Origin of the sequence: Agrococcus sp. BE272, from assembly GCF_031457935.1 — a bacterium.
In the GTDB taxonomy this organism is placed as follows: Bacteria; Actinomycetota; Actinomycetes; order Actinomycetales; family Microbacteriaceae; genus Agrococcus; species Agrococcus sediminis.
On sequence record NZ_JAVDXL010000001.1, the window covers coordinates 259,032 to 284,421 of the forward strand.

The window sequence follows — 25,390 nt, forward strand, 5'->3', positions numbered from 1 at the left end:
CCGGCGAGACCCGCCTACCGCGCCTCGTCGTCCTCGACCTGGCCGAACGCGCCCACCTTCGGCGCGGCCTTCGCCTGCTTCGTGGCCGCGCGCCGCTGCTCGCGGTTGCCGCTCGCGGCCCGCGCCTGCGCGGCGACGGCCGGGTTGCCGCTCTTCGCGCGCGCCTTGCCCGTCTCGGCGCCGAGCTCGTGGCCGGCGGCGTCGTGCACCGACGCCTCGCCGTCCTCGTCGGGGGCCGAGTAGGTGAGGCTCGTGGTGTCCTCCTCGACCTCCTCGAGGCCGCCGCCCTCGATCGCGGGCGCCTCGGGGCTCGCGCCCTGCTGCACCTTGACCTCGAGGTTGAAGAGGAACTGCACCGACTCCTCGCGGATCGCCGACATCATCTGCTGGTAGAGCGCGAAGCCCTCGTTCTGGTACTCCACCACCGGGTCGCGCTGCGCCATCGTGCGCAGGCCGATGCCCTCGCGCAGGTAGTCCATCTCGTACAGGTGGTCGCGCCACTTGCGGTCGATGACCGACAGCACGACGCGGCGCTCGAGCAGGCGCATCGCGGGCGAGCCGAGCGCCTCCTCGCGCTTCGCGTAGGCGATCTTCGCGTCGGAGACGAGCTGCTCGTAGAGGAAGTCGGCCGTCAGGCGCGGCTGCGCCTCGGCGACGACCTCGTCGATCGTGATGCCGACCGGGTAGATCGTGCGCAGCTCGGTCCAGAGCGCCTCGAGGTTCCACTCGTCGCTGTCGTTGCCGACCGCGTGCTCGTCGACGAGGTCGCGGATCGTGCCCTCGAGGAAGCCCTGCACGCGCCCCGCGAGGTCGTCGCCGTCGAGGATGTGCCGGCGGTCGGAGTAGATCGCCTCGCGCTGGCGGTTCATGACGTCGTCGTACTTCAGCACGTTCTTGCGCATCTCGGCGTTGCGCGCCTCGATCTGCGCCTGCGCCGAGCGGATGGTGCGGGTGAAGATCTTCGACTCGAGCGGGATCTCGTCCTCGTCGGCGTCGACCGCCATGAAGCGCTGCGCGACGGAGCCGCCGAACAGTCGCAGCAGGTCGTCCTGCATCGACAGGTAGAAGCGGCTCTCGCCAGGGTCGCCCTGGCGGCCGGAGCGGCCGCGCAGCTGGTTGTCGATGCGGCGCGACTCGTGGCGCTCGGTGCCGAGCACGTACAGGCCGCCCGCCTCGATCACCTTCGACGCCTCCGCCTCGACGGCGGCCTTCACCTCGGCGAAGACCTCGTCCCAGCGCTCCTCGTACTCGTCCGGCGTCTCGGAGGGGCTGAGGCCCAGCTCGGTCATGCGCGTGACGGCGAGGTGCTCGGCGTTGCCGCCGAGCATGATGTCGGTGCCGCGGCCGGCCATGTTCGTGGCGACGGTGACGGCGCCGAGGCGGCCCGCCTGCGCGACGATCGCGGCCTCGCGGGCGTGGTTCTTCGCGTTCAGCACCTCGTGCTTGACGCCGGCCTTCGCGAGCAGCCCCGAGAGGTACTCGCTCTTCTCGACGCTCGTCGTGCCGACCAGCACCGGCTGGCCGGCCTCGTGGCGCTCGACGATGTCGTCGACGACGTGCTTGAACTTGCCCTCGACGGTCGCGTAGACGAGGTCGGACTGGTCCTTGCGCTGCACCGGCTTGTTCGTCGGGATGGGGACGACGCCGAGCTTGTAGGTCGACATGAACTCGGCGGCCTCGGTCTCGGCGGTGCCGGTCATGCCCGCGAGCTTCGAGTAGAGGCGGAAGTAGTTCTGCAGGGTGACCGTCGCGACCGTCTGGTTCTCGGCCTTGATCTGCACCCCCTCCTTCGCCTCGATCGCCTGGTGGATGCCCTCGTTGAAGCGGCGGCCCTGCATGATGCGGCCGGTGTGCTCGTCGACGATGAGCACCTCGCCGTTCATGACGACGTAGTCGCTGTCGCGCTTGAAGAGCGCCTTCGCCTTGAGCGCGGTGTTGAGGAAGGAGATGAGCGGCGTGTTCGCCGACTCGTAGAGGCTGTCGATGCCGAGGAGGTCCTCGACCCGCTCGATGCCGGGCTCGAGCACGCCGACCGTGCGCTTCTTCTCGTCGACCTCGTAGTCGACCTCGGGGCGCAGGCGCTTCGCGATGCGCGCGAACTCACCGAACCAGCGGTTGGCCTCGCCGGCGGCGGGGCCGGAGATGATGAGCGGCGTGCGGGCCTCGTCGATGAGGATCGAGTCGACCTCGTCGACGATCGCGAAGCCGTGGCCGCGCTGCACCATGGCGTCCTTCGAGTGCGCCATGTTGTCGCGCAGGTAGTCGAAGCCGAACTCGTTGTTCGTGCCGTAGGTGACGTCGGCCGCGTACTGCTCGCGCCGCACCTCCGGCGTCTGGCCGGCGATGATGCATCCGGTCGTCATGCCGAGCGCCCGGAAGACGCGGCCCATGAGCTCGGACTGGTAGCTCGCGAGGTAGTCGTTGACCGTGACGATGTGCACGCCCTCGCCGGTGATCGCGTTGAGGTACGCGGCGATGGGGGCGACGAGCGTCTTGCCCTCACCGGTCTTCATCTCGGCGATGTTGCCCAGGTGCAGCGCCGCGGCGCCCATCACCTGCACGCCGTAGGGGCGCATGCCGAGCGTGCGCTTCGCGGCCTCGCGGACGGCCGCGAAGGCCTCGGGCAGCATCACGTCGAGCGCCTCGCCGTCGGCGTAGCGCTGGCGGAACTCGGCCGTCTCGCCGGCCAGCTCCTCGTCGGTGAGCTCCTCGAACGCGTCCTCGAGCGCGGCGACATCGGCGGCGATGCGCTCCAGGCGGCGGCGCAGCCGGCCCTCGCCGGCGCGCAGCATGTTCTCGAAGAAGTTGGGCACGAGGTGAGCCTTCCGTGCATCGGGGCGAGGTGGCGGTCCGGGAACCGACTGCCCATCGTAGCAACGCGCGCCGAACGGCGTCCCAGGCAGTGCCGGGACGCCGTTCGGAGGGGTCAGGAGGCGGCGCGCTCCGCGCTCGCCGCCGACTCGGCCTGCTCCTCGTCGAGGGAGATCACGCCGTACGACCAGCCCTTGCGCCGGTAGACGACGGCGCACTCGCCGCTCGCCTCGTCGACGAAGAGGTAGAAGGGGTGGCCGACGAGCTCCATCTGGTCGACCGCCTCGCGCACGCCCATGCGCTTCGCGGGGAAGCGCTTCTCGCGGATCACCACGGGCGACCACTCGTGCTCCTGCTCGCGATCGGGCTCGATGGTCGGCACGGAGCCGGTCGCGACCGCCTCGACGACGGCGGGGTCGGCGGGCGTGATGGCGACCTGCTCGAAGCCGTTCGCAGCGGCCTCCCGCAGCGGGGTGCGCTTGCGGGCGCTGTGGTCGTGGCGCTTGTCGTGGGCGCGCCTCGCGCGCTCCATGATGCGGTGGTAGGCGGAGTCGAAGGCCATGTACTTGTCGGGCCCGTCGGACTCGGCACGGATGATCGAGCCGGGCCCGTGGACGGTGATCTCGACCCGTCCGCCGGCGATCGCGGAGTGCGCATCCGCGTGGCGGGTGAGCTTGACGTCGAGGGCAGTGGCACGGGGCAGGAGCTGCGTGACCTTCGCCAGCTTCTCCTCCGCGTAGGCGCGGAAGCGGTCCGTGATGTCTGCGCCCTTGGCGCCGAACGTGATCTCCATAGTGGCCTCCCATGGGTAGGGCGTCGGCGCTTGCGGCTGCTGCGCCGACTTGCGTGCCGTCACTCTACCCCCGGCGCCCCGGGCTCAGCCGAGCGCTCCCGGAACCCGTCTCGGCACCCGCGCGACGGCGGCGATCGCGGCCGCATCGCACCCCGCGGCGCGCACCGCGCGCACCGCCTCGCGCATCGTCGCGCCGCTCGTGACGACGTCGTCGACGAGCACCACCGCCGCGCCCGCGAGGCGCTCCGCATCGCGGCACGGCAGCGCGAGCGTGCCCTGCGCGGCGCTCGCGCGCTCGTCGACCGAGCGCTCCTTCTGCGCGCCGCCGCCCGCGACGCGGCGCAGCGGCACGGCGCGCAGCCCCGCGCCCCGCAGCACGAGCTCGACCGGGTCGAACCCCCGCCGCCGCAGCCCCGCGCGGCTCGAGGGCACGCGCACGAGCGGTGCGGCGGGGGCCTGCGCGATCGCGAGCGCCAGGCCCGCGCCGAGGGCCCGCGACTCCCCCCGGCCGCCGTGCTCCTTGCAGGCCGCCACCAGCATCCGCACCTCCCCCTCGTACGCGGCGGCCGCGAAAAGCGGCACGCCGTCGACGTCGCCGCGCACGGGGTCGCCGGTGAGCAGCGCCGCGCACGGCGCGCACACCGCGACGTCGGGCGCGCCGCAGCCCGCGCACGCGACGGGCCACAGCACGCTCGCCGCCTCGCGCAGCGCGCCCCCGATCCCCATGCGCGCAGGATGGCGGGCGGATGCGCCGGCGCGGGCCGCGAGCGCCGCCGCCTGTGGAGAGCGGGTCAGGCCCTACTGCTGCGTCGCGATGAGCGTGATGGGCGCGAGCCCCGTCGCCGCCGTCCAGACGCGGCCCCGGAGCGACAGCAGCGAGCCGTCGGCGCCGAGCGCCCGCAGCGTCGACGCGCCCTCGCTGCCGCCGACGATCGCGCGCACCGCCTCGCCCGGCGCCGGCAGCTGCTCGGCGGCGCCGCCGACCGCGAGCATCACGATCTGCGACTCGTCGCCGTTCGCGGCCAGCACCGCCACCTCGGTCGAGCTCACCCAGGTGATGTCGGTCGCCGCGCCGTCGACGCGCGGCAGCCGGTAGGGCTCGCCGAGCGAGACGGGCCGGCCGGACGCGTCGCGCATGACGGCCGCGACCCACACCTCGCTCTCGCTGCCCTCCACGGTCGTGACCGCGAGGCGCGCGCCGTCGCGCGAGAGCTCCATCGCGGCGAGGCGCGCGGTGCCGCCCGGCGGCAGCGGCAGGGCGCTGCGCTCGCCGTCGCGCCACGCGACGAGCGCCTGCGGCGTGCCCTGCTCCTGCAGCAGCACCCAGCCCGTGTCGTCGACGGTCGGCACGATCGCCGAGCCCGTCGAGATGACCACGGGCGCGGCGCCCGGCTCGAGCCACGCGGCGGTGGAGCCCGTCGTCGCGACGCCGCCCGCGGCGCCGACCGTGTAGCTCGTGGCGCCGATGGCCGAGAGCGCCGGCCCGACGTCCTCGATCGCCGCGGCGCCGCCGCCGATCGAGCGCAGCGACGTGCCGTCGAGCACGAGCGGCCGCTGGTCGACGTCGCCGTCGTCCACGGGCTGCGCCGACGCGCTCGAGGCGGTGAAGCCGTCGAGGCCCTCGACCTGGATGCGCACCTCGCGGGCGCCGATCGAGCGCAGCGAGAGCGCCAGTTGCGTCGAGAGCGGCTCGAGGCTGCCGCTGCCGAGCTGCTCGACCTGCGCGAAGTCGAGCGTGACGGTGACGATCGTGCCCGACACGACGGGCTCGCCGATGGTGCGCGCGTCCGGGGCGCCCGCGGTCGTGACGGCGGGCGCGATCCAGCTCGACGGCCCCGCGAGCAGCGCGTCGACCATCCGCCCCGGCAGCGTGGTCGCGGTGCGCTCGAACCAGCGCACCTCCGGCACCGTGCGGGTGCCGTCGGGCGTCAGCCAGTGCAGGGTGTGCGGGCGGAAGAGCTGGGCGAAGTGGAAGCTCGACAGCACGATGCCGTCGGGCGCCTGCGAGATGCGCCACTCCCCCGCCACCTGCAGCAGCCGGAACTCGAGCATGCGGTCGGCGTCGAGCAGCTGCAGGGCGCCCGAGCCGTCGAGCTCGGAGACGGCGGTCGTCACGGCCGTCGCGGTCGTCTCGCCGCCGAGCGACACCTCGGGCTGCCCCGAGCGCACGAGCACGCCCGCACCCGGGTCCCACTGCTCGGCCGCTTCGCCGGCGAGGTACTCGCGGGCGATCGCGAAGTCGTCGCCGGGGCTGATCGCGGCGCTCAGGAAGCCGCGCACGATCTCCTCCTGCGTGGCGCCCGGCTGCGGCTCCTGCGCGAGGAAGATCAGGTCGTCGGCCTGCTCGCCCGCGTCGACGTGGCCCTCGGTGACGGGGCCGGAGTCGGGGATGGCGACGCAGCCGGCGAGCACGAGCACGGCGGCCGCGGCGGCGAGGATGCGCTTCATCGGCCGGGCTCCTTCGTCGAGGCGGCGGGCGGGTCGACGAGGGTGATCTCCATGGCGTCGATCGCCTCGGGCGCGGGTGCCTCCTCCGCCGCCGGCGGCAGCACGATCGCCTGCGTGTCGGCGGGCGGCAGCTCGATCGGCGAGGCGACCGCGTGCGCGCCGGCCCGCGGCAGCGTGAGCCGGAACGCGGTGCCCTCGCCCGGCTGCGACCACACGTCGATCCAGCCGCCGTGCAGCGCGGCGTCGTCGCGGCTGATCGACAGGCCGAGGCCCGTGCCGCCGGTGCGGCGCTGCCGCGACGGGTCTGCGCGCCAGAAGCGGTCGAACACGCGGGCCGCCTCCTCCTCGGTCATGCCGACGCCGTGGTCGCGCACGGCGATCGCGGCGGCGTCGCTGGTCGAGTCGACGGTGACCACCACGGGGCGGCCCTCCCCGTGGTCGATGGCGTTGCCGAGCAGGTTCTGCAGGATCCGGCGGATGCGGCGCGGGTCGACCTCCGCCTCGAAGTGCCCGCCGGGGGCGACGAGGCGCAGCTCGGTGCCGCGCTCCGCGGCGAGGGGCTCGACGGCCGAGATCTCGGCCTCGGCGAGCCGCACGAGGTTGGTCGGCTCGATGTCGAGCTGCGCGGCGCCGGCGTCGAAGCGGCTCAGCTCGAGCAGGTCGGCGAGCAGCTGCTCGAACCGCAGGATCTGCGCGTGCAGCAGCTCGACCGTGCGGCTCGTGACCGGGTCGAACGACTCCCGCCGGTCGTGCAGCACGTCGCCCGCGAGCCGGATGGTGGTGAGCGGCGTGCGCAGCTCGTGCGAGACGTCGGAGACGAACCGCTGCTGCACGGTCGAGAGGGTCGCGAGCTCGTTGATCTGCCGCGAGATCGAGTCGGCCATGTCGTTGAACGAGCGGCCGAGCTTCGCGATCTCGTCGTCGCCGCGGACGGGGATGCGCACGTCGAGCTCGCCCGCGGCGATGCGGGCGCTCGAGTCGGCGGCGGTCTGCACGGGCCCGACGACCATGCGGGCGACGAACCACGTGATCGCGCCGATGAGCGCGATGAGGGCGAGGCCGCCCGCCATCATCGTCAGCTGCATGAAGCCGAGCGTCTCCTGCGTCGCCTGCAGGCTCGTGAGCAGGTACAGCTCGTAGCGGCCGGCGAGCGGCACGTCGACGGTGCTGCCGACGATGATGCCCGGCTGCGAGCCCTCGCTCCCCTCGAGCCGCACCGACTGGTAGTAGGGCGTGTCGGATGCGGCGGCGACGGCAGAGCGCAGCTCGGGGGTGAGCAGGTCGGTGTCGAACGACTGCGACTGGACGTCGTTCATCTGCAGCAGCGTCGCGGTCTGCGACTCGGCGCGGAGCATCGCGTACTCGGTGCTCGACCGCGACGAGATGAGCCCGGTGACGGCGTCGAGCGCCCGGTCCTGCAGCGCATCCACCTCACCGCTCGTGAGGTTCTGCGTCACGGCCTCGTCGAAGCTCTGCTGCATCGCCGTCGACGCGCGCACGGCCTCGACGAGCGCCTCGTCGCGGCGGGTCTCGAAGAGGTTCTGGCTCACCGACGCCGACATGTAGCCGAACACGCCGATGAGCGCGAAGGTCGACATCGCCATGCTGGCCGCGACGACGCGCGCCTGCAGCGAGTGCCGGACGACCCGGGTCGCCCGGTCCCAGATCAGGCGGCCCCAGCCGGGCGGGCGCCGTGCGGCCATCGCTGCCTCAGCTTGGGGTGGGTGCGCCGGCGCGGTAGCCGACGCCGCGCACGGTCGTCACGACCACGGGGTTGTCGACGTCGCGCTCGACCTTGGAGCGCAGGCGCTGCACGTGCACGTTCACGAGGCGCGTGTCGGCCTTGTAGTGGTAGCCCCACACCTGCTCGAGCAGCATCTCGCGCGAGAACACCTGGTTGGGCTTCGAGGCGAGCGTGACGAGCAGCTCGAACTCGAGCGGCGTGAGGCCGATGACGCTGCCGGCGCGGCGCACCTGGTGGCCCTCGACGTCGATCTCGAGGTCGGCGACGCGCAGCGTGCCGCCGTCCTCCTGCCGCTGCGGGCGCAGGCGCGTGCGCACGCGGGCGACGAGCTCCTTCGGGTTGAAGGGCTTCACGACGTAGTCGTCGGCGCCCGACTCGAGCCCCACGACGATGTCGGTCGGGTCGCCCTTCGCGGTGAGCATGATGATGGGGACGCCCGACTCGGCGCGCAGCTCGGTGCAGATCTGGATGCCGTCCTTGCCCGGCAGCATCAGGTCGAGGAGCACGAGGTCGGGACGGACCTCGTGGAACCGGTCGACCGCCTCCGCGCCGTCGGCGCAGAACTCGAGCTGGTAGCCCTCCCCGGCGAGCACGATGCCGATCATCTCGGCGAGCGCGGGGTCGTCGTCGACGACCAGGATCGTCTGCATCGTCGCCCCCTCTCGTGCCGCGCGCCCGTCGGCGCGGCTCCCGCCAGGGTAACCGAGTCGGCTGTGGCGGCCGGTCAGGCCTGCCGCGTCGCGTCCTCCCGCGTCGGCAGCGCCCGCATGCGGGCGTAGGGGCTCAGCAGCAGCGGCAGGGCTCCCAGCATCGCGATGATCGAGCCGACCCAGATCGCCGACAGCGTGCCGAAGGCGGTGCCGAGCCAGCCCGCGACGAGCGCCCCGATGGGCATGACGCCCCAGACGACGAAGCGGATGGAGGCGTTCATGCGGCCGAGGAGCGGCTTCGGGCAGATGCGCTGCCGCGCGGTGACCTGCACGATGTTGTAGACGAGCACCGAGAAGCCGAGCAGCGCCTCGAACAGCACGAGCAGCACGATGGCCGCGTCGGGGAAGTGCGCCGCGGCGGGCAGCAGCGCCGCCGAGGCGACGAACAGCAGCGTCGAGGCCGACAGCGCCGGCCCCTCGCCGATCCAGCGGGCGATGCGGTTCGCGAGCACCGAGCCCACGAGGCCGCCGACGGCGCCGAGCGTCATGAGCACGCCGTAGATGGCCGGGTCGAGGCCGAGGATGCGCAGGATCAGGATGGGCGAGAGCGTCATGGCGATCGTCGTGCCGAGGTTGGTGAGCGCCGTGGTGCCGACGATCCGCACGAGGAAGTCGGTGCGGGCGACGAACCGCAGCCCCTCGGCGATCTCGCGCACGAGGTGCTGCCGCTCGTGCTTCGGCTTCACGACCTCCTCGTCGCGCACGAGCATGAGGCTGATGGCGCTCAGCAGGAAGCCGACTGCGTTGGCAGCGAGCAGCAGCGGCGCCGAGAGCACCTTGAGCAGCAGGCCGGCGACCGCGGGGCCGCCGAGCCGCATCGTCTGCGCGGTCGCCTCGAGCGCGCCGTTCGCGGGCCCGACGTGCTCGTCGCGCACGAGCACGGGGACGAACGACTGGTAGCCGACGTCGAAGAAGACGGTGGCGACGCCGACCACGGCGCCGATGACGAACAGGTGCCACATCTCGAGCGTCCCGGCGAGCCACAGGAGCGGCACGGCGGCCACCGCGACCACGCGCACGAGGTCCGCCGCGATCATCACGGTGCGCTTGCGCATCCGGTCGAGCCACGCGCCGGCGGGCAGGCCGACGAGCAGGAACGCCGCGGTCTCGGCGGCGTGCAGATAGCCCATCTGCGCGTCGTCGGCCTGCAGGATCGCGACCGCGACGATCGGCATCGCGAGCGCCGCGAACTGCGCGCCGAGCTGGCTGAGGCCCTGGCCGAGCCAGAACGCGGGGAACCCTCGCTCGCGCCACAGGCCGCGGTGGCCCGGCGGCGGTGCGGCCGGGGAGGCGGGGACGGTGTCGGGGATGGTCGAGGCGGGCGTGGGGGCCGCGGATGCCTCGGGCTCGGTGGTCATGCAGGAAGCGTAGCGCAGTGATTGGGTTCTCCCAATCACTGATTCCGAGCGGCTACGCTGAGGTCATGACCGACGAGGCGATGCCGCCGCCATCGAGCGAGCTGACCGCCAAGGCGAAGGCGCTCTCGTCGCCGCTGCGCTGGCGCATCCTGCGCCTCTGCCTGCACGAGCCGCGCACGAACAAGGAGCTCGCGCGGCTCCTGCAGATGAACGCCGGCACCATGCACCACCACGTGCAGGCGCTCGTCGATGTCGGCTTCCTCGCCGCCGAGGAGCCCCGGGTCGGGGCGCGCGGCGCGAGGGAGATCCCCTACCGCGCCACGGGCATGACCTGGCACGGCTCGGAGGCGCCGCTCGTCGGCCCGGTGCTCGTGCAGACCTTCCTGCAGGAGATCCAGGGCGTGCAGCCGGGCGATCTCGACATCGGCCGCCTCGGCGTGCGGCTGAGCCCCGAGGACCGCGCCGAGCTCGACCGGCGCACCGTCGAGCTCATGGAGTGGCTGCGCACCCGCGACTCCCCCGACGGCGACCCGACCTCGTTCATGATCGCCACGCACCCCGACGTGCAGCAGCGCTGAGCCGGCGGCTCGGGCGCTACGCCTCGAGGCCCTCGTGCGCCTCGAGCCACTGCTCCTCGAGCTCGGCGATGCGGGCATCGACGTCGGCGAGCTCGCCCTGCAGCGCCGCGAGCGCGTCGAAGTCGCTGTGGTCGGCGGCCTCGAAGCGGGCGAGCACCGCGGCGCGCTCCTGCGTCGCCTTCGCGAGCCGGCGGTCGAGGCTCGCCGCCTCCTTCTCGAGCGCGCGGCGCTCGGCGCCGCTGAGGCCGCCGCCCGCGGCGCCGCCGGCTCCGGCGGATGCGCCGGCGTCGCCGGGCGAGGCGTCGGTCGGCCGCGCCTTGGCCCGCCCGACCGAGCCGCGCCCCGATCGCTCGAGGTACGCATCCACGCCCCCCGGCATGTGCACGAGCGCGCCGTCGATGACGGCGTACTGGTGGTCGGTGACGCGCTCGATGAGGTAGCGGTCGTGGCTGACGACGATGAGGCAGCCCGCCCACGAGTCGAGCACGTCCTCCATCGCGGCGAGCATGTCGGTGTCGAGGTCGTTCGTCGGTTCGTCGAGGATGAGCACGTTGGGCTCGTCGAGCAGGATGAGCAGCAGCTGCAGGCGGCGGCGCTGGCCGCCCGAGAGGTCCTTGACGAGCGTCGAGAGCTCGCCGGAGCGGAAGCCGAGGCGCTCGAGCAGCTGCCCGGGCGTCAGCTCCTTGCCGCCCGAGGCGTAGCTCGACTTCAGGCTGCCGACGACGGTGCGCACGGGGTCGTCCTCGTGCTGGGCGAGCTCGGCGAGCTCCTGCGTGAGCTCGGCGATCTTCACCGTCTTGCCCGTCTTCACGCGGCCCGAGGTGGGGCGGATGCGCCCGGCGATGAGGGCGAGCAGGGTCGACTTGCCGGCGCCGTTGCGGCCGAGCACGCCAGCGCGCTCGCCGGGGGCGATGCGCCAGGTGACGTCGTCGAGGATCGTGCGGCCGCCGAGCTCGACCGACGCGTCGACGATGTCGACGACGTCCTTGCCGAGCCGCGTGGCGGCGAGCTGCGCGAGCTGGATCGGGTCGCGCACGGGCGGCTCGTCCTCGATGAGCTGTGTGGCGGCCTCGATGCGGAACTTCGGCTTCGCGGTGCGGGCGGGCGCGCCGCGGCGCAGCCACGCGAGCTCCTTCTTCATGAGGTTCTGGCGCTTCGACTCGGTCGCGGCGGCCATCCGGTCGCGCTCGACGCGCTGCAGCACGTAGGCCGCGTAGCCGCCCTCGAAGGGCTCGACGAGGCCGTCGTGCACCTCCCACGTGCCCGTGCACACCGCATCCAGGAACCACCGGTCGTGCGTGATCGCGACGAACGCGCCGCGGCCGGTCGCGTAGCGGGCGTTCAGGTGGTCGGCGAGCCAGGCGATGCCCTGCACGTCGAGGTGGTTGGTGGGCTCGTCGAGGAAGAGCACGTCCCAGTCGCCGGCGAGCAGCTTCGCGAGCGCCACGCGGCGGCGCTGGCCGCCCGAGAGGCTGCCGACGGCGGCGTGCCAGTCGAGGTCGCCGACGAGGCCGGCGAGCAGGTCGCGGATGCGCGCGTCGCCCGCCCACTCGTGCTCGGGGCGGTCGCCGACGACCGCCTCGCCGACCGTCAGCGCGCCGTCGAGCGTGTCCTGCTGGTCGAGCACGCCCACGCGGATGCCGCCGCGGCGCGTGACGCGGCCGCTCGTCGGCTCGAGGCTGCCGGCGAGCACGCGCAGGAGCGTCGACTTGCCGTCGCCGTTGCGGCCGACGATGCCGATGCGGTCGCCGTCCTCGAGGCCGAGGGAGATCGACTCGAACACGGTGCGGGTCGGGAACGCGACGCCGACGCGCTCGGCGCCCAGGAGATGTGCCATATGGCCTCCATCATCCCGCACCGCGCGGGCGTGGGCGGCCCGGCGCATCCGCCAGCCGCCCTCTCCCCCGAGTGGCGGCTCCGGCGATCGAGTGGCGGCTCCGGCGATCGAGTGGCGGCTCCGGCGATCGAGTGGCGGCTCCGGCGATCGAGTGGCGCCACTCGATCGCACAAGGCGCCACTCGATCGCACAAGGCGCCACTCGACGACGGGAGGCGCCACTCAGTGGCGGGAGGCGCCACTCGGCGCACGGATGCGGCGGGCTCAGTCGATCAGGCGAGCGCCGGGCACGGGGCCGGTCACCTTCACCGCGAGCAGCTGCGCCGCCGAGAGGCTCACCTGCAGCTCGAGCGCCGACTCGAGGTCGTCGCAGAGGAACGCGACGGTCGGCCCGGAGCCCGACACGATGCCGGCGAGGGCGCCGGAGCGCTCGCCGAGCTCGAGCGTGCCCGCGAGCCGCGGCATGAGGCGCAGCGCGGGCGCCTGCAGGTCGTTCTGCAGCACCTCGGCGAGCATCGACGCGTCGCCGGCCCGCAGGGCCTGCAGCACCCGCGCATCCACCGTCGGCACGTCGTGGGCGGGCGCGATGTCGGCCGCGTGCAGCGCGCGGTGCTCGTCGAGCGCCCGGTACACGTCGGGCGTCGACAGGCCCGCCTCGGCGTAGGCGAGCACCCAGTGGAACTGGCCGCGAGCGAGCGCGGGCGTGAGGCGGTCGCCGCGGCCCGTGCCGACGGCCGTGCCGCCGGCGAGCGCGAAGGGCACGTCGGCGCCGAGGTCGCGGGCGATCTCATGCAGCGCCTCGCGGCCGAGGTGCAGCCCCCACAGCTCGTCGCACGCGACGAGCGTCGCGGCCGCGTCGGCGCTGCCGCCGCCCATGCCGCCGGCGATCGGCACGTGCTTCTCGATCGAGAGCGCCACGCCGCCCGAGACGCGGCCACGGCGGGCGAGCGCCATCGCGGCGCGGATCGCGAGGTTGTCGGCGCCGGTCGAGAGCGTCTCGTGCGGGATGGGGCCCGAGAAGCGCACCGAGAAGTCGGGGGCGGCAGTCGCCTCGACGATCTCGTAGAGGCTGACGGCCTGGTAGGCGGTCGCGACGTCGTGGTAGCCGTCGTCCTGCAGCGCGCCCACGCCGAGGTGCACGTTGATCTTGCCGGGCGCTTTCGCCCGCACCGTGCTCCTCGACACCACGGCATCCAACCTAGTGCGCCCGCCGCGGTCGTCCCTGCACGGCCCGTCCCTGCCCGCTCAGCCGACGGCGGCGAAGATCGCGTCGATCTCGGCTTTCGCGGCCGCCATCGCCTCGGCGTCGGGCAGCCGCTCGATCGTGACGCTGACGGGCGTGCCCGAGCGGTTCGGCTGCTGCGCCGCCGCCGCGAGCCGCGTGCCGTCGCCGAGCCGCCAGCGCACGACCGGCTGCGCCGCGGCGAGGCTCTCGCGGTGGGGAGCGCCGTGGCGCGCCTCGACGGCGGCGCGCACCGCGGCGAGCGCCGCGAGGCGCTCCCCCGGCACCGTGCGGGTGCGCGCGACCGTGAACGTGCCGTCGGCCTGCTGGCCGGGCAGCCGCCCCTTGCGGTCCTGCTCGAAGTCGACGGTGATGCCCTGCGCCCACCACGGGTCGACGCCGTGCTCGCCGACGAGCCAGTCGACGGTCGCCCGGTGCGTCCACTCGAGGCCGCCCGCGCCCTCGATGAGGTCGCGCCACTGCTCGTGGGTGCGCCCGGTCGCCGCCTGGAGGGCGGCCGGCCCCATGTTCTTGTCGATGCGCTCGACCACTCAGTCCTCCAGCAGGACGGGGGCGGATGCGTCGGCGGCGGCCGGCGCCGTCGGCCCGGCCTCGGCGATGCGGATGAAGTCGTCGAGCGCGAGCGCCTCGCCGCGCAGCGTCGGGTCGACGCCGGCCCGCTCGAGCACCTCCGTGGCGGCGGCCGACGAGCCGTAGACGCCCGAGAGCGCCTGCCGGAGCATCTTGCGGCGCTGCCCGAACGCGCCGTCGATCACCCGGAAGGTGCGCGTCCGCAGCGCCTCGTCGCCGCGCGACGGCCCGCGGCGGAAGCCGACGAGCACGCTGTCGACTCCCGGGATTGGCCAGAAGATCTGCCGCGACACGTCGCCCTCGAGCGCCCAGGGCCCCCACCAGGCGACCTTCGCGCTCGGCGAGCCGTAGGTCTTCGAGCCCGGCTTCGCGGCGAGCCGGTGCCCGACCTCGGCCTGCACCATCACGAGCGCGCGCTCGATGCTCGGGAAGCGCTCGAGCAGGTGGATGAGCACCGGCACCGACACGTTGTACGGCAGGTTCGCGACGATCGCCTGCGGCGGGAACGGCAGCGCGTCGATGGTGAGCGCGTCGTGCTGCACGACCTCGAGCCGTGCCCCGGGCTGCTTGCGCGCCACGGTCTCCGGCAGCAGCTCGGCGAGCCGCGGGTCGATCTCGACGGCCGCCACCCGGGCGCCCGCCTCGGTGAGGCCGAGCGTGAGCGATCCGAGGCCCGGCCCGACCTCGACGACGTCGAGCCCCGACACATCCGCGGTCCGCACGATGCGGCGCACCGTGTTGGCGTCGACGACGAAGTTCTGGCCCCACCGCTTCGTGGGCGTCAGGTCGAGCCGCGCCGCGAGCGCGCGGATCTCGGCGCCGCCCAGCAGGGTCGCGGCGCTCGACACGCCCTCGATGCTCTCGCTCACGCGTCGAGCCTATGCCGAGCGCCCGCTGACCGGGCGCCCAGGGGCGTGCGTCAGGATGCGAGTGCGGGCAGCGCCGTCGAAGCGGCACCGCCCCCGATCGAGGAGGCCGCATGGGCAGCACCGTCCGAGCCAGCACCGCAGCATCGCGGATGCGTCGGGGCAGGCCCGCGAGGGCGCTCGCGGCCGCGGCGCTCACCGGCGTCGCCGCGCTGCTCGCCGCCTGCACGGCGCAGCCCGGCACCCCCTCCGGCTCCCCCTCCGCGCCCGATGCTCCGCCGAGCGCGACGGGCACGGCCCCGGTGCCGATCGAGGACGACCGCCTCAACGACTCCTACCTCTTCGACCGCGTCTCGTCCGAGGGCGTCGTCGTCGCCTGGGCCGAGCCCGGCGAGACGCTCGCGGTGATCATCGGCGGCTCGGGCGGGGGCGGCGGGTGCATCCCGCAGCCGCAGCCGCTCGAGCTCGACGAGGCGGAGCCCGCGGCGACCATCCGCTTCGACCCGCCCGACCCCGCGATGATGTGCACCGCCGATTTCCGCCTGCACGGCTGGGAGCTCGCGCTCCCGTCGGCGATCGAGCTCGACCAGGTGCTGCAGGTGTCGCTCGTGAACCTGCAGGGCGACGACGAGGTGCTCGAGCTGCAGGTCGGCCCCGACGACAGGCTCGAGAGCGGCCCGACCGCCGACCCGCAGCCGAGCCTCATCCCGGGTTCGGGCGAGGCGGCGGACCCCGCCCCGATCGCCGACGACGAGATGCCGGCCCTGGATGCGCTGCCGACGGCGAGCGGGAGCGTCCCGGTCCAGGCGGCCTGGGTCGAGCCCGGGCGCACGCTCGCGGTCTTCCTGACCACGAGCGGCTCGACGGCGTGCGTGCCGGAGCCGGTCGCTGCGGAGAGCCGCGGCCCGGGCACGATCGCGGTGGAGTTCCGCTTCCCGGAGGTCGGCGAGGACACCGCGTGCACGGCGGACGCCGTGCCCTACGGCTGGATCTTCACGCTGCCGGAGCAGGTGCCCGCGGGCCTCGGCGTCGAGGTGACCGTGACCGGCGTGAGCCCGGATGGCGGCGACGCCGTCGTCGAGCTCTCGCAGGAGGACGTGGTCGAGCTGGGCTGACCCGGCTCGGCCGGAGCTTCAGTCCCAGCTGCCGTAGGCGCGCACCGTGTTCTCGGCGGTGAGCGCCGCGAGCTCGTCGGCGTCCATGCCGAGGCGCTCCGCCATCGACCGCACGGTGATCGGCGTCAGGTACGGGCTGTTCGGGCGGCCGCGATGGGGCGTCGGGGTGAGGAACGGCGCATCGGTCTCCACCAGGATGCGGCTGCGATCGGCGACCGCGAGCGCCGCGTGCAGGTTCTTCGCGCTCGAGAACGTCACGGTGCCCGCGAACGACAGGTACCAGCCGTGCTCGGCCGCGATGCGGGCGAGCACCTCGTCGCCGGAGAAGCAGTGGAAGACCGTCGTCTCGGGGGCCCCGACGCGCAGGAGCGTCTCGACGACCGCGTCGTGCGCGTCGCGGTCGTGGATCTGCAGCGCGATGCCGTGCCGCTTCGCGATGTCGATGTGCGCCTCGAACGACTCGTGCTGCGCGCGGCGGCCGTCGTCGCCGGTGCGGAAGAAGTCGAGGCCGGTCTCGCCGACCGCCCGTACGCGCGGCTGCGCGGCGAGCGCGTCGATCGTCGCGAGCGCGTCGGGCAGCGTGCCGGCCGCCGCGTAGCCGGGCGCCTCGTTCGGGTGCAGCGCGACCGCGGCGAGCACGCGGCGGTCCTGCGCCGCGAGCGCCGCCGACCACTCCGACGACTCGACGTCGCCGCCCACCTGGATGACGCCCGCGACGCCCGCCCGCTCGGCCGCGTCGAGGGCGCGCCAGTAGGGGAAGTCGTCGCCGTCCTTGATCTCGAGGTGCGTGTGGTTGTCGTAGATCGGCACGCCGAGGGGCTCCGGCGCCTCGGGCCGCGTGAGGTCGCGCTTGCCATCGTCGAAGCGCTCCCGGATGTACTCGCCACCGGGCAGCGTCGTCCCGCGAGGCGCCTCGGCGAGGGGCTCGGAGGGCGTGCGGGCAGGGACGGTGCCGTCGTGGCTCGTGGGCATGCACCCAGCCTAGGAGAGCCGTCCATAGGCGCAGCCGAGGGTCCTTCCAGGCGGTCGTCGGGGAAGAGCCGCTATCGTTGTCCGCGATTTCGTCCACGGAGGTCCTCCCGGCATGCCCAGACGCCTGGCTCTTCCCCTCGCGATCGCGACCGCGCTCGCGATGTCCGCGTGCGCATCCGGCGGCGCCGTCTCGCCGCCGACCGCGGGTGACTCCGGGATGGCGGGCACGTCGTCGGAGTCGGCAGAGGGGTCGACGCAGACCGCTGCCGACCAGCAGGCGGCCGGGCAGCAGTCGGTCGCGCGCGATGCGGCGGCCGCCGAGGAGCAGGCTGCGGAGGCGGAGGCGCTGGTCGCCCCGGAGCCGTCGGTCGGCCTCGACGACGGCGAGGACGGCCTGCCCGAGCACAGCGGCGCATCCGTCGACGACGTGCTGCGGCTCGGCGGCGTCGCGACCTGGATCGATCCGCCCGCCCGCATCGCGCTGTCGCTCCCCGCGTCGAGCGGCTGCTGGGCACTGGCCGGGCCGCTGACCGCGGAATCGGCGACCGCGCTCGCCGTGCAGGTCGAGCAGCCGCAGGTCTGCGGCGCTCCCGACGCGGCGCGCACCTACGTGCTGCAGGTGCCCGCCGACGTCGACGCGGATGCGGCGCTGCAGCTGACGGTCACGGGCCTGCCGGAGCCGCTCGTGCTCACGCTGCCCGCACCGTAGCGACGACCGCCGACCCGCGCACGGCGCCGCGCGCGCTCAGTGCGCGAGATGCGCGAGCGCCTCGTCGAGCCGCTCGAAGTCCTCGTCCATGCCGCCGTCGATGCCCGAGGCGACCATCGCGTCGCAGTCGGCGCGCGACGCGTAGACCGAGGTGATCTCGAGCGCGCACCGCTCGCCCGGCAGCTGGCGGAACTCGAGGATCTCGAGCGTCGGGTGCCCGGGCTCCCCCTGGTACTCCCAGGTGTGCACGATGCGGCCCTCGACGACCTCGTGGTACGAGCCCCAGAAGCGATGCTCGCCGCCGCCGACCTCGACCACGTAGTCGAAGTCGCCGCCGGTGCGCGGCTCGAAGTGCTCGATGCGCAGGCGGGAGCCGCGCGGGCCCATCCACTGCGAGAAGATCTCGGCGACCGTGTGCGCCTGCTGCACGCGCTCGGCGGGCGCGTCGAACTCGCGGCGATGCACGACGGTCTGCTCGCCGGTGCGCTCGTGGGTGGTCTCGCTCATGCCCCCACCCTCGCACGGCGCCCGGTGTTCGGCCAGGGCCGCGGGCTGCGCGGGAGGGCTCAGCTCGCGGGCTGCGCCTGCTCGATGCGCGGGAAGAGCGGCGGCACGGTCGTCACGCGGCCCGTGCCCTGCCACTCGTGCGCCGCCTGGATGCGCTGCGCGAGCACGTCGCCCTCGCCGCCGACCGCCGCCCACAGCTTCTGCGCCGTCTCGGGCATGACCGGCGCGAGCAGGATCGCGGCCGTGCCGATGCCGTGCACGTTCGAGGCGAGCACCGCCGCCAGCCGGTCGCGCTGCGCCTCATCCTTCGCGAGCACCCACGGCGCCTGCTCGGTGATGTAGCCGTTCAGCCGCTCGACGATCGACATGGCCGCGTCGACGGCCTCGTCGATCGCGAACCGGTCGATCGCCCGCTCGGCGCGACCCACCGCATCCGTCGTGAGCGCCAGGATGTCGGCGTCGACGGCCACCTCGGGCACGACGCCGTCGCAGTACTTGTGCACCATCGCGATGACGCGCGAGGCGAGGTTGCCGAGGCCGTTGGCGAGCTCGGCGTGGTATCGGGCGTCGAGGTCCTCCCACGAGAAGGAGCCGTCGGAGCCGAACGCGATCGCCGACATGAAGTAGTAGCGGAAGGCGTCGACGCCGAAGACGTCGGTGATCTGCCTCGGCTCGATGCCCGTCGCCTTCGACTTCGACATCTTCTCGCCGCCGACGAGCAGCCAGCCGTGGCCGAAGACGTGCGACGAGATCTCGATGCCCGCCGCCATCTGCATCGCGGGCCAGATGACCGCGTGGAAGCGCGCGATGTCCTTGCCGACGATGTGCACGGCCGGCCAGCGGCGCGCGAACAGCTCGTCATCGACGCCGTAGCCGTTGGCGGTGATGTAGTTCAGCAGCGCCTCGAACCAGACGTAGACGACGTGCGTCTCGTCCCACGGCACCTTGATGCCCCAGTCGAAGGTGTTGCGGCTGATCGACAGGTCGTTGAGGCCCTGCTTCACGAACTGGCGCACCTCGTTGCGCACGTGCTCGGGCTGCACGTAGTCGGGGCGCTCCTCGTAGAGCGCGAGCAGGCGGTCGCCGAACTCGCTGAGCTTGAAGAAGTAGTTCGCCTCGCGCACGACCTCGATCGGGCGGGAGTGGATGGCGCAGACGAGCTGGCCCTCGAACTCGCCGGTGCCGGGCACCAGGTCGTTCGCCGTCTTGTACTCCTCGCAGCCGACGCAGTACTGGCCCTCGAACTCGCCGTGGTAGATGTACCCGGCCTCCTTGAGTCTCTCGAGGAAGATGCGCACGCCGACCTTGTGCCGCTCGCTCGTGGTGCGGATGTAGTCGTCGTTGGCGATGTTCAGCAGCTCGAGCTGCGGGATCCAGGCGCTCTCGACGAGCCGGTCGGTCCACTCCTGCGGGCTCACGCCGTTCGCGGCCGCGGTGCGCATGATCTTCTGGCCGTGCTCGTCGGTGCCCGTGAGCATCCACGTGTCGTCGCCGCGCATGCGGTGCCAGCGGGCGAGCACGTCGGTGGCGACCTCGTTGTAGGCGTGGCCGATGTGCGGCACGTCGTTGACGTAGTAGATCGGCGTCGTGACGGTGAAGCGCTCGGGCATGGGGTCAATCCTAGGCGCGCTCCCCCGCCGCCCGAGCCGGTCCGTGCTCGCAGGGCTGACCCGCGTCGAGACCGCTACCCGGCAGACGGATGCGTGAGGGCGGCCCGGTAGAGCGCGTTCCGCGGGTGCCCGGTCGCCTCCGCGACCTCGGCCGCGGCCTCCTTGAGGCGCATCCCCGCCGCCTTGAGCCCCAGCACCTGCTGCACGGCCGCGTCGAGGTCGGCGAGCACGGGCGCCGCGCCCTCGAGCACGAGCACGATCTCGCCCTTGACGCCCTCGCGCGCCCACGGCAGCAGCTCGGCGGCGGTGCCGCGACGCACCTCCTCGTAGCGCTTCGTGAGCTCACGGCAGACGGCCACGCGGCGGCCCGGCATCGCGCGGTCGATCGCCTCGAGCGCGTCGGTGAGGCGGTGCGGCGCCTCGAAGAGCACGACCGTGCGCTCCTCGCGGGCGAGCGCGGCGAGCATGCGGTCGCGCTCGCCGCCCTTCCGCGGCAGGAAGCCGTCGAAGGCGAACCGGTCGGTCGGCAGCCCCGAGAGCGCGAGCGCGGTGAGCACCGCCGAGGGCCCGGGCAGGCACGTGACGGCGACGCCGGCGGCGACGGCCGCCTGCACGAGCCGGAAGCCGGGGTCGCTCACCGTCGGCATGCCGGCGTCGGTGAGCACGAGCACGTCCTCGTCGCGGGCGCGCTCGACGAGCGCGGGCGACGCGGCCTCCTCGTTGTGCTCGTGGAGCGCGACGAGCTGCGGCTGGGCGTCGATGCCGAGCGCGCGGATGAGCTGGCGGGTGGTGCGGGTGTCCTCGGCGGCGATCACGGGGGCCGTCGCGAGCGCCTCGCGGAGCCTGCCGCTCGCGTCGCCCAGGTTGCCGATGGGCGTCGCGCCGAGGATGATCACGCGGCCCACGCTACTGCGCCGCCTCCCCCGGCTGGTCGAGCCGGGCGGCCGCCGCTCCCCCCTCGCTGGTCGAGCCGGGCGGCCGCCTCCCTCCGCTGGTCGAGCCGGGCGGCCGCCGCAGGCGGCCGGCCGAGTCGAGACCACTGCTGCGCGCGGCGAGCGAGTGGTCTCGACTCGTTCCGCGCCCTGCGGGCGCGCAACGGCTCGACCAGCGGAGGTGGGGCCCGAGCGGCTCGACCAGCGGAGGGAGGTGGGGCCCGAGCGGCTCGACCAGCGGAGGAGCAGCGGACGGATGCGACAATCGCCGGGTGACCGACCCGCGCGCCGCCGAGCCCGACGACGGCGCGCGCGCATCCGCGCTCGCGCCCGCCGGCGCTGCCGTCGCGGTCGACGACGAGCCCGCGCCCGCGCCACCCGCGACGCGTGGGCCGGGCCGGTTCGTGCGCGCCTACGGGGCGCTCGAAGCCCGCCTCGCCGAGCCGCGCATCCGCCGCCGCATCGAGATCGGCGCGCCCGTCGCCATCGTCGCGATCGCCGCCGTCGCGAGGCTCACCGCGCTCGGCCATCCGGGCATCCTCGTGTTCGACGAGACGTACTACGTCAAGGAGGGCTGGTCGACCTGGCAGCTCGGCTACGAGGGCGAGTGGGCCGAGGGCTCCGACGAGCGCTTCCAGGCGGGCGACCCCGGCGGGCTCACGACCGAGGCCGACTACGTCGTGCACCCGCCGCTCGGCAAATGGATCATCGGCATGGCGATGGCCGTGTTCGGCATGGCCGACCCGTTCTGGTGGCGGCTGCCGAGCGCGCTCGCCGGCATCGCCCTCGTCGGCCTCACCTACGCGATCGCGCGCGGCCTGCTGCGGTCGGTGGCGTTCGCCTCGCTCGCGGGCCTGTGGATGGCGATCGACGGCTTCGCGATCGTCATGAGCCGCACGGCGCTGCTCGACGGCATCCTCGCCCTCCTCGTGCTGGCCGGGGCCGGCGCGCTGCTCGTCGACCGGCGCGGCTCCCCCGCGCGCACCGTGCGCGCCCTCGCCGAACGGCCCCGGCGCATCCTCGCCGCCATGTGGACGCGGCCCTGGCTCGTCATCGCGGGCGTGCTGCTCGGCGCCGCGTGCGCGACGAAGTGGTCGGGCGCCGTGTTCCTCGCCGCCTTCGGGCTCTGGACGGTGCTGCTCGACGCCCTCGACCGGCGGCGCGCAGGCTACCGATCGCCGTGGCTCGGCACGCTGCTGTCGCAGGCGCCGGCGAGCTTCGTGCTGCTCGTCGGGCCCGCGCTCGTCGTCTACGTCGCGAGCTACGCCGGCTGGTTCGACGGCGGCTGGGGCTCGCAGCTCATGCTCGAGCGCGCCGACCTGCGCTGGGGCGGGCTGCTCGCGTGGGTGCCGCTCGGGCTGCAGTCGCTCTGGGCGTACCACGCGCAGCAGCTCGGCTTCCACGTCGGGCTGACCGGCGACCACTCGTACCAGTCGCCCGCCTACGAGTGGCTGTGGCTCGGCCGCCCGACGGGCTTCGAGATGGCGTCCAGTGATGCGGGCACCTGGTGGGTGACGGCGCTGCCGAACCTCGTCGTCTGGTACGGCGGGATCGTCGCGCTCGGCTTCCTACTCTACCGCTTCGGCCGCACGCTCGACCGGCGCGTGGGCTTCCTGCTCGTCGCGATCGCCGCCGGGTACGTGCCGTGGCTCGCGTTCCCGGAGCGCACGATCTTCTTCTTCTACGCGATCGTCTTCCTGCCGTTCCTCGTCATCGGGCTCGCGCACGCGCTGCAGGTGCTCGTCGGGCCGCCGCGCCCTCCGTCGACCGGCTCTGTGTCGGCTGGGCCGGATAGTCCGGTCGGGGACGCGCGGAGCCGGTCGACGGACGGGCTCGGGCTGGCTGACGATGCGGCGGACGACGCGCGGCCGGTCGATGACGCGGCGGATGCGTCGGCAAGGCTCGACGCCGACCTCGCGGCCGCCGTGCCCGGCCCGGCCGCGCGGGCTGCGACGCGGACCGCGCGCGACGACGTCGAACGCCGCGCGTGGGGCTGGCTGACGGTCGCGGCGCTCGTGCTCGCGAGCATCGCCGTCGCGCTCTGGTTCCTGCCCGTCTGGTACGGCATCGAGCTGCCCTCCGACCTCGTGCGGCTGCGCTACTGGCCGCCGACGTGGCCCGGCCGGTGAGGTCCCCGCTGACAGGTCAGAACGGCTCGGGCAGGTCGCAGACGAAGCCGCGGCAGCGGTAGGCGCCCGGCGCCTCCTTGCCGGCCAGCAGTTCGAAGCCGGCATCCGCGAGCTCGGCCGCCTGCGCGGGGCTCACGACCAGGGCGCCGGGCTCGCGGCGCAGGGCCGCGGGCGGGTCGCCGACGAGCACGAGCGTCTGCGGCGGCTCGGCGAGGAGCGCCGCGACCCGCAGCGTCGCGGCGCCGGCGAAGGGATTGCGGATGGCCAGGGTCGCGTCGAGCAGGCGAGTCGCGCGCTCGAGGTGCTCGGCGTCGCCGCTCAGCGCGTAGAGCCCGTGCAGCGCTCCCGCGAGCGCGGCCTCGCCCGACGGCGCGTCGCCGTCGGAGGCCGGCCCGAGCTCGAGCGCCGGGCCCTGCCCCGCGACGGCGACGGGATCGGGTGCCGCCTCGAGGATCGCGCGGGCCTCCACGGCCCAGCGCGCTTCGCCGGTCGCGGCGGTGAGCGCAAGCAGGCCGCTCGCGAGGCAGCCGGCGTCGGCCGCGGTCGCGACCGCGTCGGAGGCCTGCCCGTCGAGGCTCGCGTGCACGAGCTGCACGCCCTCGGGCGTAGGTCGCACGTGATGCGCGAGCAGGTGCTCCGCCGCGCCGCGTGCGAGCGTGAGCGCCCGCTCATCGCCGTCGCGCAGCGCCCGGATGCTGAGCGCCTCGATCGCGAGCCCGTTCGCGGCCGTCACGACGAGCCGGTCGAGCGGCGGCCGCTCGCGCTCGGGCGACGGCGGGCCCAGGTGCCAGCCGCCCTCGACGCGCTGCCCACGCACGGTCGACTCGGCGTCCTCGGCGACCGCGAGCGCGCCGCCGGGCAGCCGCAGCACGTCGTCGAGGAAGCCGACGATGCCGGCCGCCACGGTCTCGCGCCCGAGCAGCGTCGCGGCGTGCAGCAGCTGCGCGTTGTCGATGAGCATCCGCTCGAAGTGGGGCGCGGCCCAGTCGCGGCGCGTCGCGTAGCGGAAGAAGCCGCCGTCGCGGCCGCGCAGGTGCGAGTAGCCGCCGCCCGCGACCACCGCGTCGTCGCCGGCCGCCGCGTCCAGCAGCCGGCCCGCGAGCGCCGGATCGACGTCGACGAGCGCCAGGATGAGCGGCGCCTGCGGGAACTTCTGCCCCTCGCCGAGCCCGCCGTGCTCCTGGTCCTCCTGCGCCGCGACGCCGGCGAGCGCCGCCCGGATCTCGGCCGCGTCCGGCAGCGCCTCGGCACGCTCGCCGGAGCCGGCCCGCGCCGCGCGGAGCGCCTCCTGCACGCGCCCCGCGGTGTCGAGCACCGCATCCGGCTGCTCGTGCCAAGCCGCGGCAACCCCGCGGAGCACGTCGCGGAAGCCGGGCACGCCCTGCCGGGCGCTGGGCGGGTAGTAGGTGCCGGCGAAGAACGGCTGCCCCTCGGGCGTGAGGAAGACGCTGAGCGGCCAGCCGAGCTGGCGCGTGAAGGCCGATGCCGCGCCCATGAGCGCGGCGTCGACGTCGGGGCGCTCCTCGCGGTCGACCTTCACGGCGACGAAGCCTGCCCGGAGCGTCGCCCCGACCTCGGCGTCGGCGAACGACTCGCGCGCCATCACGTGGCACCAGTGGCACGTGGCGTAGCCGACCGACGCGAAGACGGGCACGCCGCGCTCGCGCGCCTCGGCGAACGCCGCCTCGCCCCACTCCCGCCAGTCGACCGGGTTGTCGGCGTGCAGCCTGAGGTACGCGCTCGCGGCGCCCGCGAGCCGGTTGTCGACGCTCTCCATCCGCCCACGCTACGCCCGCCGCCTCAGCGCCCGCCGGTGCGGTCGAACACCGTGCGCTCGAACACCGTGCGCTCGAACACCGTGCGCTCGAACGGGACCCGTTCCACCGCAGGGGACCCGGTGCACCGGGTCCCGCTCGGTGGAAGGGGTCCCGCTCGGTGGAACGGATCACACCGGCGAGCGGGCGCCGGGCCTCACCAGCGCGTGGGGCGCCGCATGCGGTGCCAGTTGCGGCACGGCTGCGTCGAGCCGCGCCGCACGCCCGTGCAGGGCGGCATCGCCTCGGGCGGCTCGGCCTCGAGCACGATAGACCGGCCGTCGAGGTCGAGCTCGCGGCTCGTGGACCACAGGTGCCACGCCGGCTGCATCGCGTTGCTCAGCACCTCGCAGTCGCAGTGCCCGCCCGCTGCCCGCAGCCGCGGCAGCAGCGCCGTCGCGCGCGGCGCCGCGAGGTCGCGGTAGAGCTCGGCGAACCGCAGGTCGCCGTCGCAGCTCGAGCGCTCGAGCGCGCGGTCGAGGAAGCAGGCGACGCACTCCCCGGGGTGCGGCACGAGCCAGTCGTCGAGCAGGCTGCGCACGTAGGCCTCGGCCTCGTCGCTGATCGATCTCTCCATGCCGCGCACGGTCGCAGACCTCCCGCCCGGCCCGTGCGGCGCATCCGCCCGCCTGTGGAGGGCCGCGC

21 protein-coding genes are annotated in these 25,390 nt (G+C 74.2%); 4 read left to right on the forward strand and 17 right to left on the reverse strand.

All coding sequences use genetic code 11. The features are described from left to right. Positions 1 to 14 precede the first annotated feature (14 nt). From secA to J2X49_RS01295, 7 genes are all read right to left on the reverse strand, one after another. The gene (gene secA / locus J2X49_RS01265; RefSeq protein WP_310121558.1) at positions 15 to 2,813 is read right to left on the reverse strand and encodes a preprotein translocase subunit SecA; all 2,799 of its coding nucleotides are present in this window, start codon (positions 2,811 to 2,813) and stop codon (positions 15 to 17) included. A 113-nt stretch (positions 2,814 to 2,926) separates the two neighbouring features. Next, positions 2,927 to 3,604, reverse strand: a complete 678-nt coding sequence (hpf, locus tag J2X49_RS01270) for a ribosome hibernation-promoting factor, HPF/YfiA family (protein ID WP_128190651.1) — start codon at positions 3,602 to 3,604, stop codon at positions 2,927 to 2,929. A gap of 84 nt (positions 3,605 to 3,688) precedes the next feature. Beyond that, a complete protein-coding gene (locus J2X49_RS01275) occupies positions 3,689 to 4,330 on the reverse strand; it encodes a phosphoribosyltransferase family protein (protein ID WP_310121562.1) in 642 nt (213 codons plus the stop codon). Positions 4,331 to 4,402: 72 nt separating this feature from the next. Further along, positions 4,403 to 6,052, reverse strand: coding sequence for an LpqB family beta-propeller domain-containing protein (locus tag J2X49_RS01280; RefSeq protein ID WP_310121564.1), 1,650 nt, complete (start codon positions 6,050 to 6,052; stop codon positions 4,403 to 4,405). Beyond that, positions 6,049 to 7,755, reverse strand: coding sequence for an MtrAB system histidine kinase MtrB (gene mtrB, locus J2X49_RS01285; RefSeq protein ID WP_310121566.1), 1,707 nt, complete (start codon positions 7,753 to 7,755; stop codon positions 6,049 to 6,051). Before mtrB ends, J2X49_RS01280 begins: the two co-directional genes overlap by 4 nt. Positions 7,756 to 7,762: 7 nt before the next feature. Then, positions 7,763 to 8,446, reverse strand: a complete 684-nt coding sequence (mtrA, locus tag J2X49_RS01290; protein ID WP_128190623.1) for an MtrAB system response regulator MtrA — start codon at positions 8,444 to 8,446, stop codon at positions 7,763 to 7,765. 74 nt (positions 8,447 to 8,520) lie between these two features. Further along, entirely contained in the window at positions 8,521 to 9,864 is a 1,344-nt protein-coding gene (locus tag J2X49_RS01295; RefSeq protein ID WP_310121570.1) for an MFS transporter, read from the reverse strand. A 65-nt stretch (positions 9,865 to 9,929) separates the two neighbouring features. Between J2X49_RS01295 and J2X49_RS01300 the strand changes: the two genes are divergently transcribed. Next, positions 9,930 to 10,442 (forward strand): winged helix-turn-helix domain-containing protein, encoded by a 513-nt coding sequence (locus J2X49_RS01300; RefSeq protein WP_310121573.1) that lies wholly within the window; start codon positions 9,930 to 9,932, stop codon positions 10,440 to 10,442. Positions 10,443 to 10,458: 16 nt separating this feature from the next. Here the strand turns inward: J2X49_RS01300 and J2X49_RS01305 are convergent, their stop codons facing one another. From J2X49_RS01305 to rsmA, 4 genes are all read right to left on the reverse strand, one after another. Continuing rightward, on the reverse strand, positions 10,459 to 12,279 hold the full coding sequence (locus tag J2X49_RS01305; protein ID WP_310121575.1) for an ABC-F family ATP-binding cassette domain-containing protein: 1,821 nt from the start codon (positions 12,277 to 12,279) through the stop codon (positions 10,459 to 10,461). 263 nt (positions 12,280 to 12,542) lie between these two features. Next, a complete protein-coding gene (locus tag J2X49_RS01310) occupies positions 12,543 to 13,466 on the reverse strand; it encodes a 4-(cytidine 5'-diphospho)-2-C-methyl-D-erythritol kinase (RefSeq protein ID WP_310121576.1) in 924 nt (307 codons plus the stop codon). A 57-nt stretch (positions 13,467 to 13,523) separates the two neighbouring features. Further along, positions 13,524 to 14,051 (reverse strand): hypothetical protein, encoded by a 528-nt coding sequence (locus J2X49_RS01315; RefSeq protein ID WP_310121578.1) that lies wholly within the window; start codon positions 14,049 to 14,051, stop codon positions 13,524 to 13,526. Beyond that, complete coding sequence (rsmA, locus tag J2X49_RS01320; RefSeq protein ID WP_310121582.1) at positions 14,052 to 14,960, reverse strand: 16S rRNA (adenine(1518)-N(6)/adenine(1519)-N(6))-dimethyltransferase RsmA; 909 nt, start codon at positions 14,958 to 14,960, stop codon at positions 14,052 to 14,054. Between the two features lie 110 nt (positions 14,961 to 15,070). On the opposite strand from rsmA, the gene J2X49_RS01325 reads away from it, so the two are divergent. Continuing rightward, the gene (locus J2X49_RS01325; protein WP_310121585.1) at positions 15,071 to 16,072 is read left to right on the forward strand and encodes a hypothetical protein; all 1,002 of its coding nucleotides are present in this window, start codon (positions 15,071 to 15,073) and stop codon (positions 16,070 to 16,072) included. 18 nt (positions 16,073 to 16,090) lie between these two features. Here the strand turns inward: J2X49_RS01325 and J2X49_RS01330 are convergent, their stop codons facing one another. Then, the gene (locus J2X49_RS01330; protein WP_310121588.1) at positions 16,091 to 17,044 is read right to left on the reverse strand and encodes a TatD family hydrolase; all 954 of its coding nucleotides are present in this window, start codon (positions 17,042 to 17,044) and stop codon (positions 16,091 to 16,093) included. 112 nt (positions 17,045 to 17,156) lie between these two features. Between J2X49_RS01330 and J2X49_RS01335 the strand changes: the two genes are divergently transcribed. Next, on the forward strand, positions 17,157 to 17,753 hold the full coding sequence (locus J2X49_RS01335; RefSeq protein ID WP_310121591.1) for a hypothetical protein: 597 nt from the start codon (positions 17,157 to 17,159) through the stop codon (positions 17,751 to 17,753). Between the two features lie 36 nt (positions 17,754 to 17,789). Here the strand turns inward: J2X49_RS01335 and J2X49_RS01340 are convergent, their stop codons facing one another. The 3 genes from J2X49_RS01340 to rsmI form a co-directional block, all read right to left on the reverse strand. Continuing rightward, positions 17,790 to 18,260, reverse strand: a complete 471-nt coding sequence (locus tag J2X49_RS01340) for an SRPBCC domain-containing protein (protein WP_310121592.1) — start codon at positions 18,258 to 18,260, stop codon at positions 17,790 to 17,792. Between the two features lie 59 nt (positions 18,261 to 18,319). Further along, a complete protein-coding gene (metG, locus tag J2X49_RS01345; RefSeq protein ID WP_310121594.1) occupies positions 18,320 to 19,870 on the reverse strand; it encodes a methionine--tRNA ligase in 1,551 nt (516 codons plus the stop codon). A gap of 74 nt (positions 19,871 to 19,944) precedes the next feature. Then, positions 19,945 to 20,766 (reverse strand): 16S rRNA (cytidine(1402)-2'-O)-methyltransferase, encoded by an 822-nt coding sequence (gene rsmI / locus J2X49_RS01350; RefSeq protein WP_310121599.1) that lies wholly within the window; start codon positions 20,764 to 20,766, stop codon positions 19,945 to 19,947. Positions 20,767 to 21,074: 308 nt separating this feature from the next. Between rsmI and J2X49_RS01355 the strand changes: the two genes are divergently transcribed. Continuing rightward, the gene (locus J2X49_RS01355; protein WP_310121601.1) at positions 21,075 to 22,931 is read left to right on the forward strand and encodes a phospholipid carrier-dependent glycosyltransferase; all 1,857 of its coding nucleotides are present in this window, start codon (positions 21,075 to 21,077) and stop codon (positions 22,929 to 22,931) included. Positions 22,932 to 22,947: 16 nt separating this feature from the next. On the opposite strand, the gene J2X49_RS01360 is transcribed toward J2X49_RS01355, so the two are convergent. Both J2X49_RS01360 and J2X49_RS01365 read right to left on the reverse strand, forming a co-directional pair. Continuing rightward, the gene (locus J2X49_RS01360) at positions 22,948 to 24,708 is read right to left on the reverse strand and encodes a DUF255 domain-containing protein (protein ID WP_310121603.1); all 1,761 of its coding nucleotides are present in this window, start codon (positions 24,706 to 24,708) and stop codon (positions 22,948 to 22,950) included. 194 nt (positions 24,709 to 24,902) lie between these two features. Beyond that, positions 24,903 to 25,322 carry a DUF2695 domain-containing protein gene (locus J2X49_RS01365; RefSeq protein ID WP_310121606.1) on the reverse strand — a complete coding sequence of 140 codons (420 nt, stop codon included), beginning with the start codon at positions 25,320 to 25,322 and terminating at the stop codon, positions 24,903 to 24,905. Positions 25,323 to 25,390 lie beyond the last annotated feature (68 nt).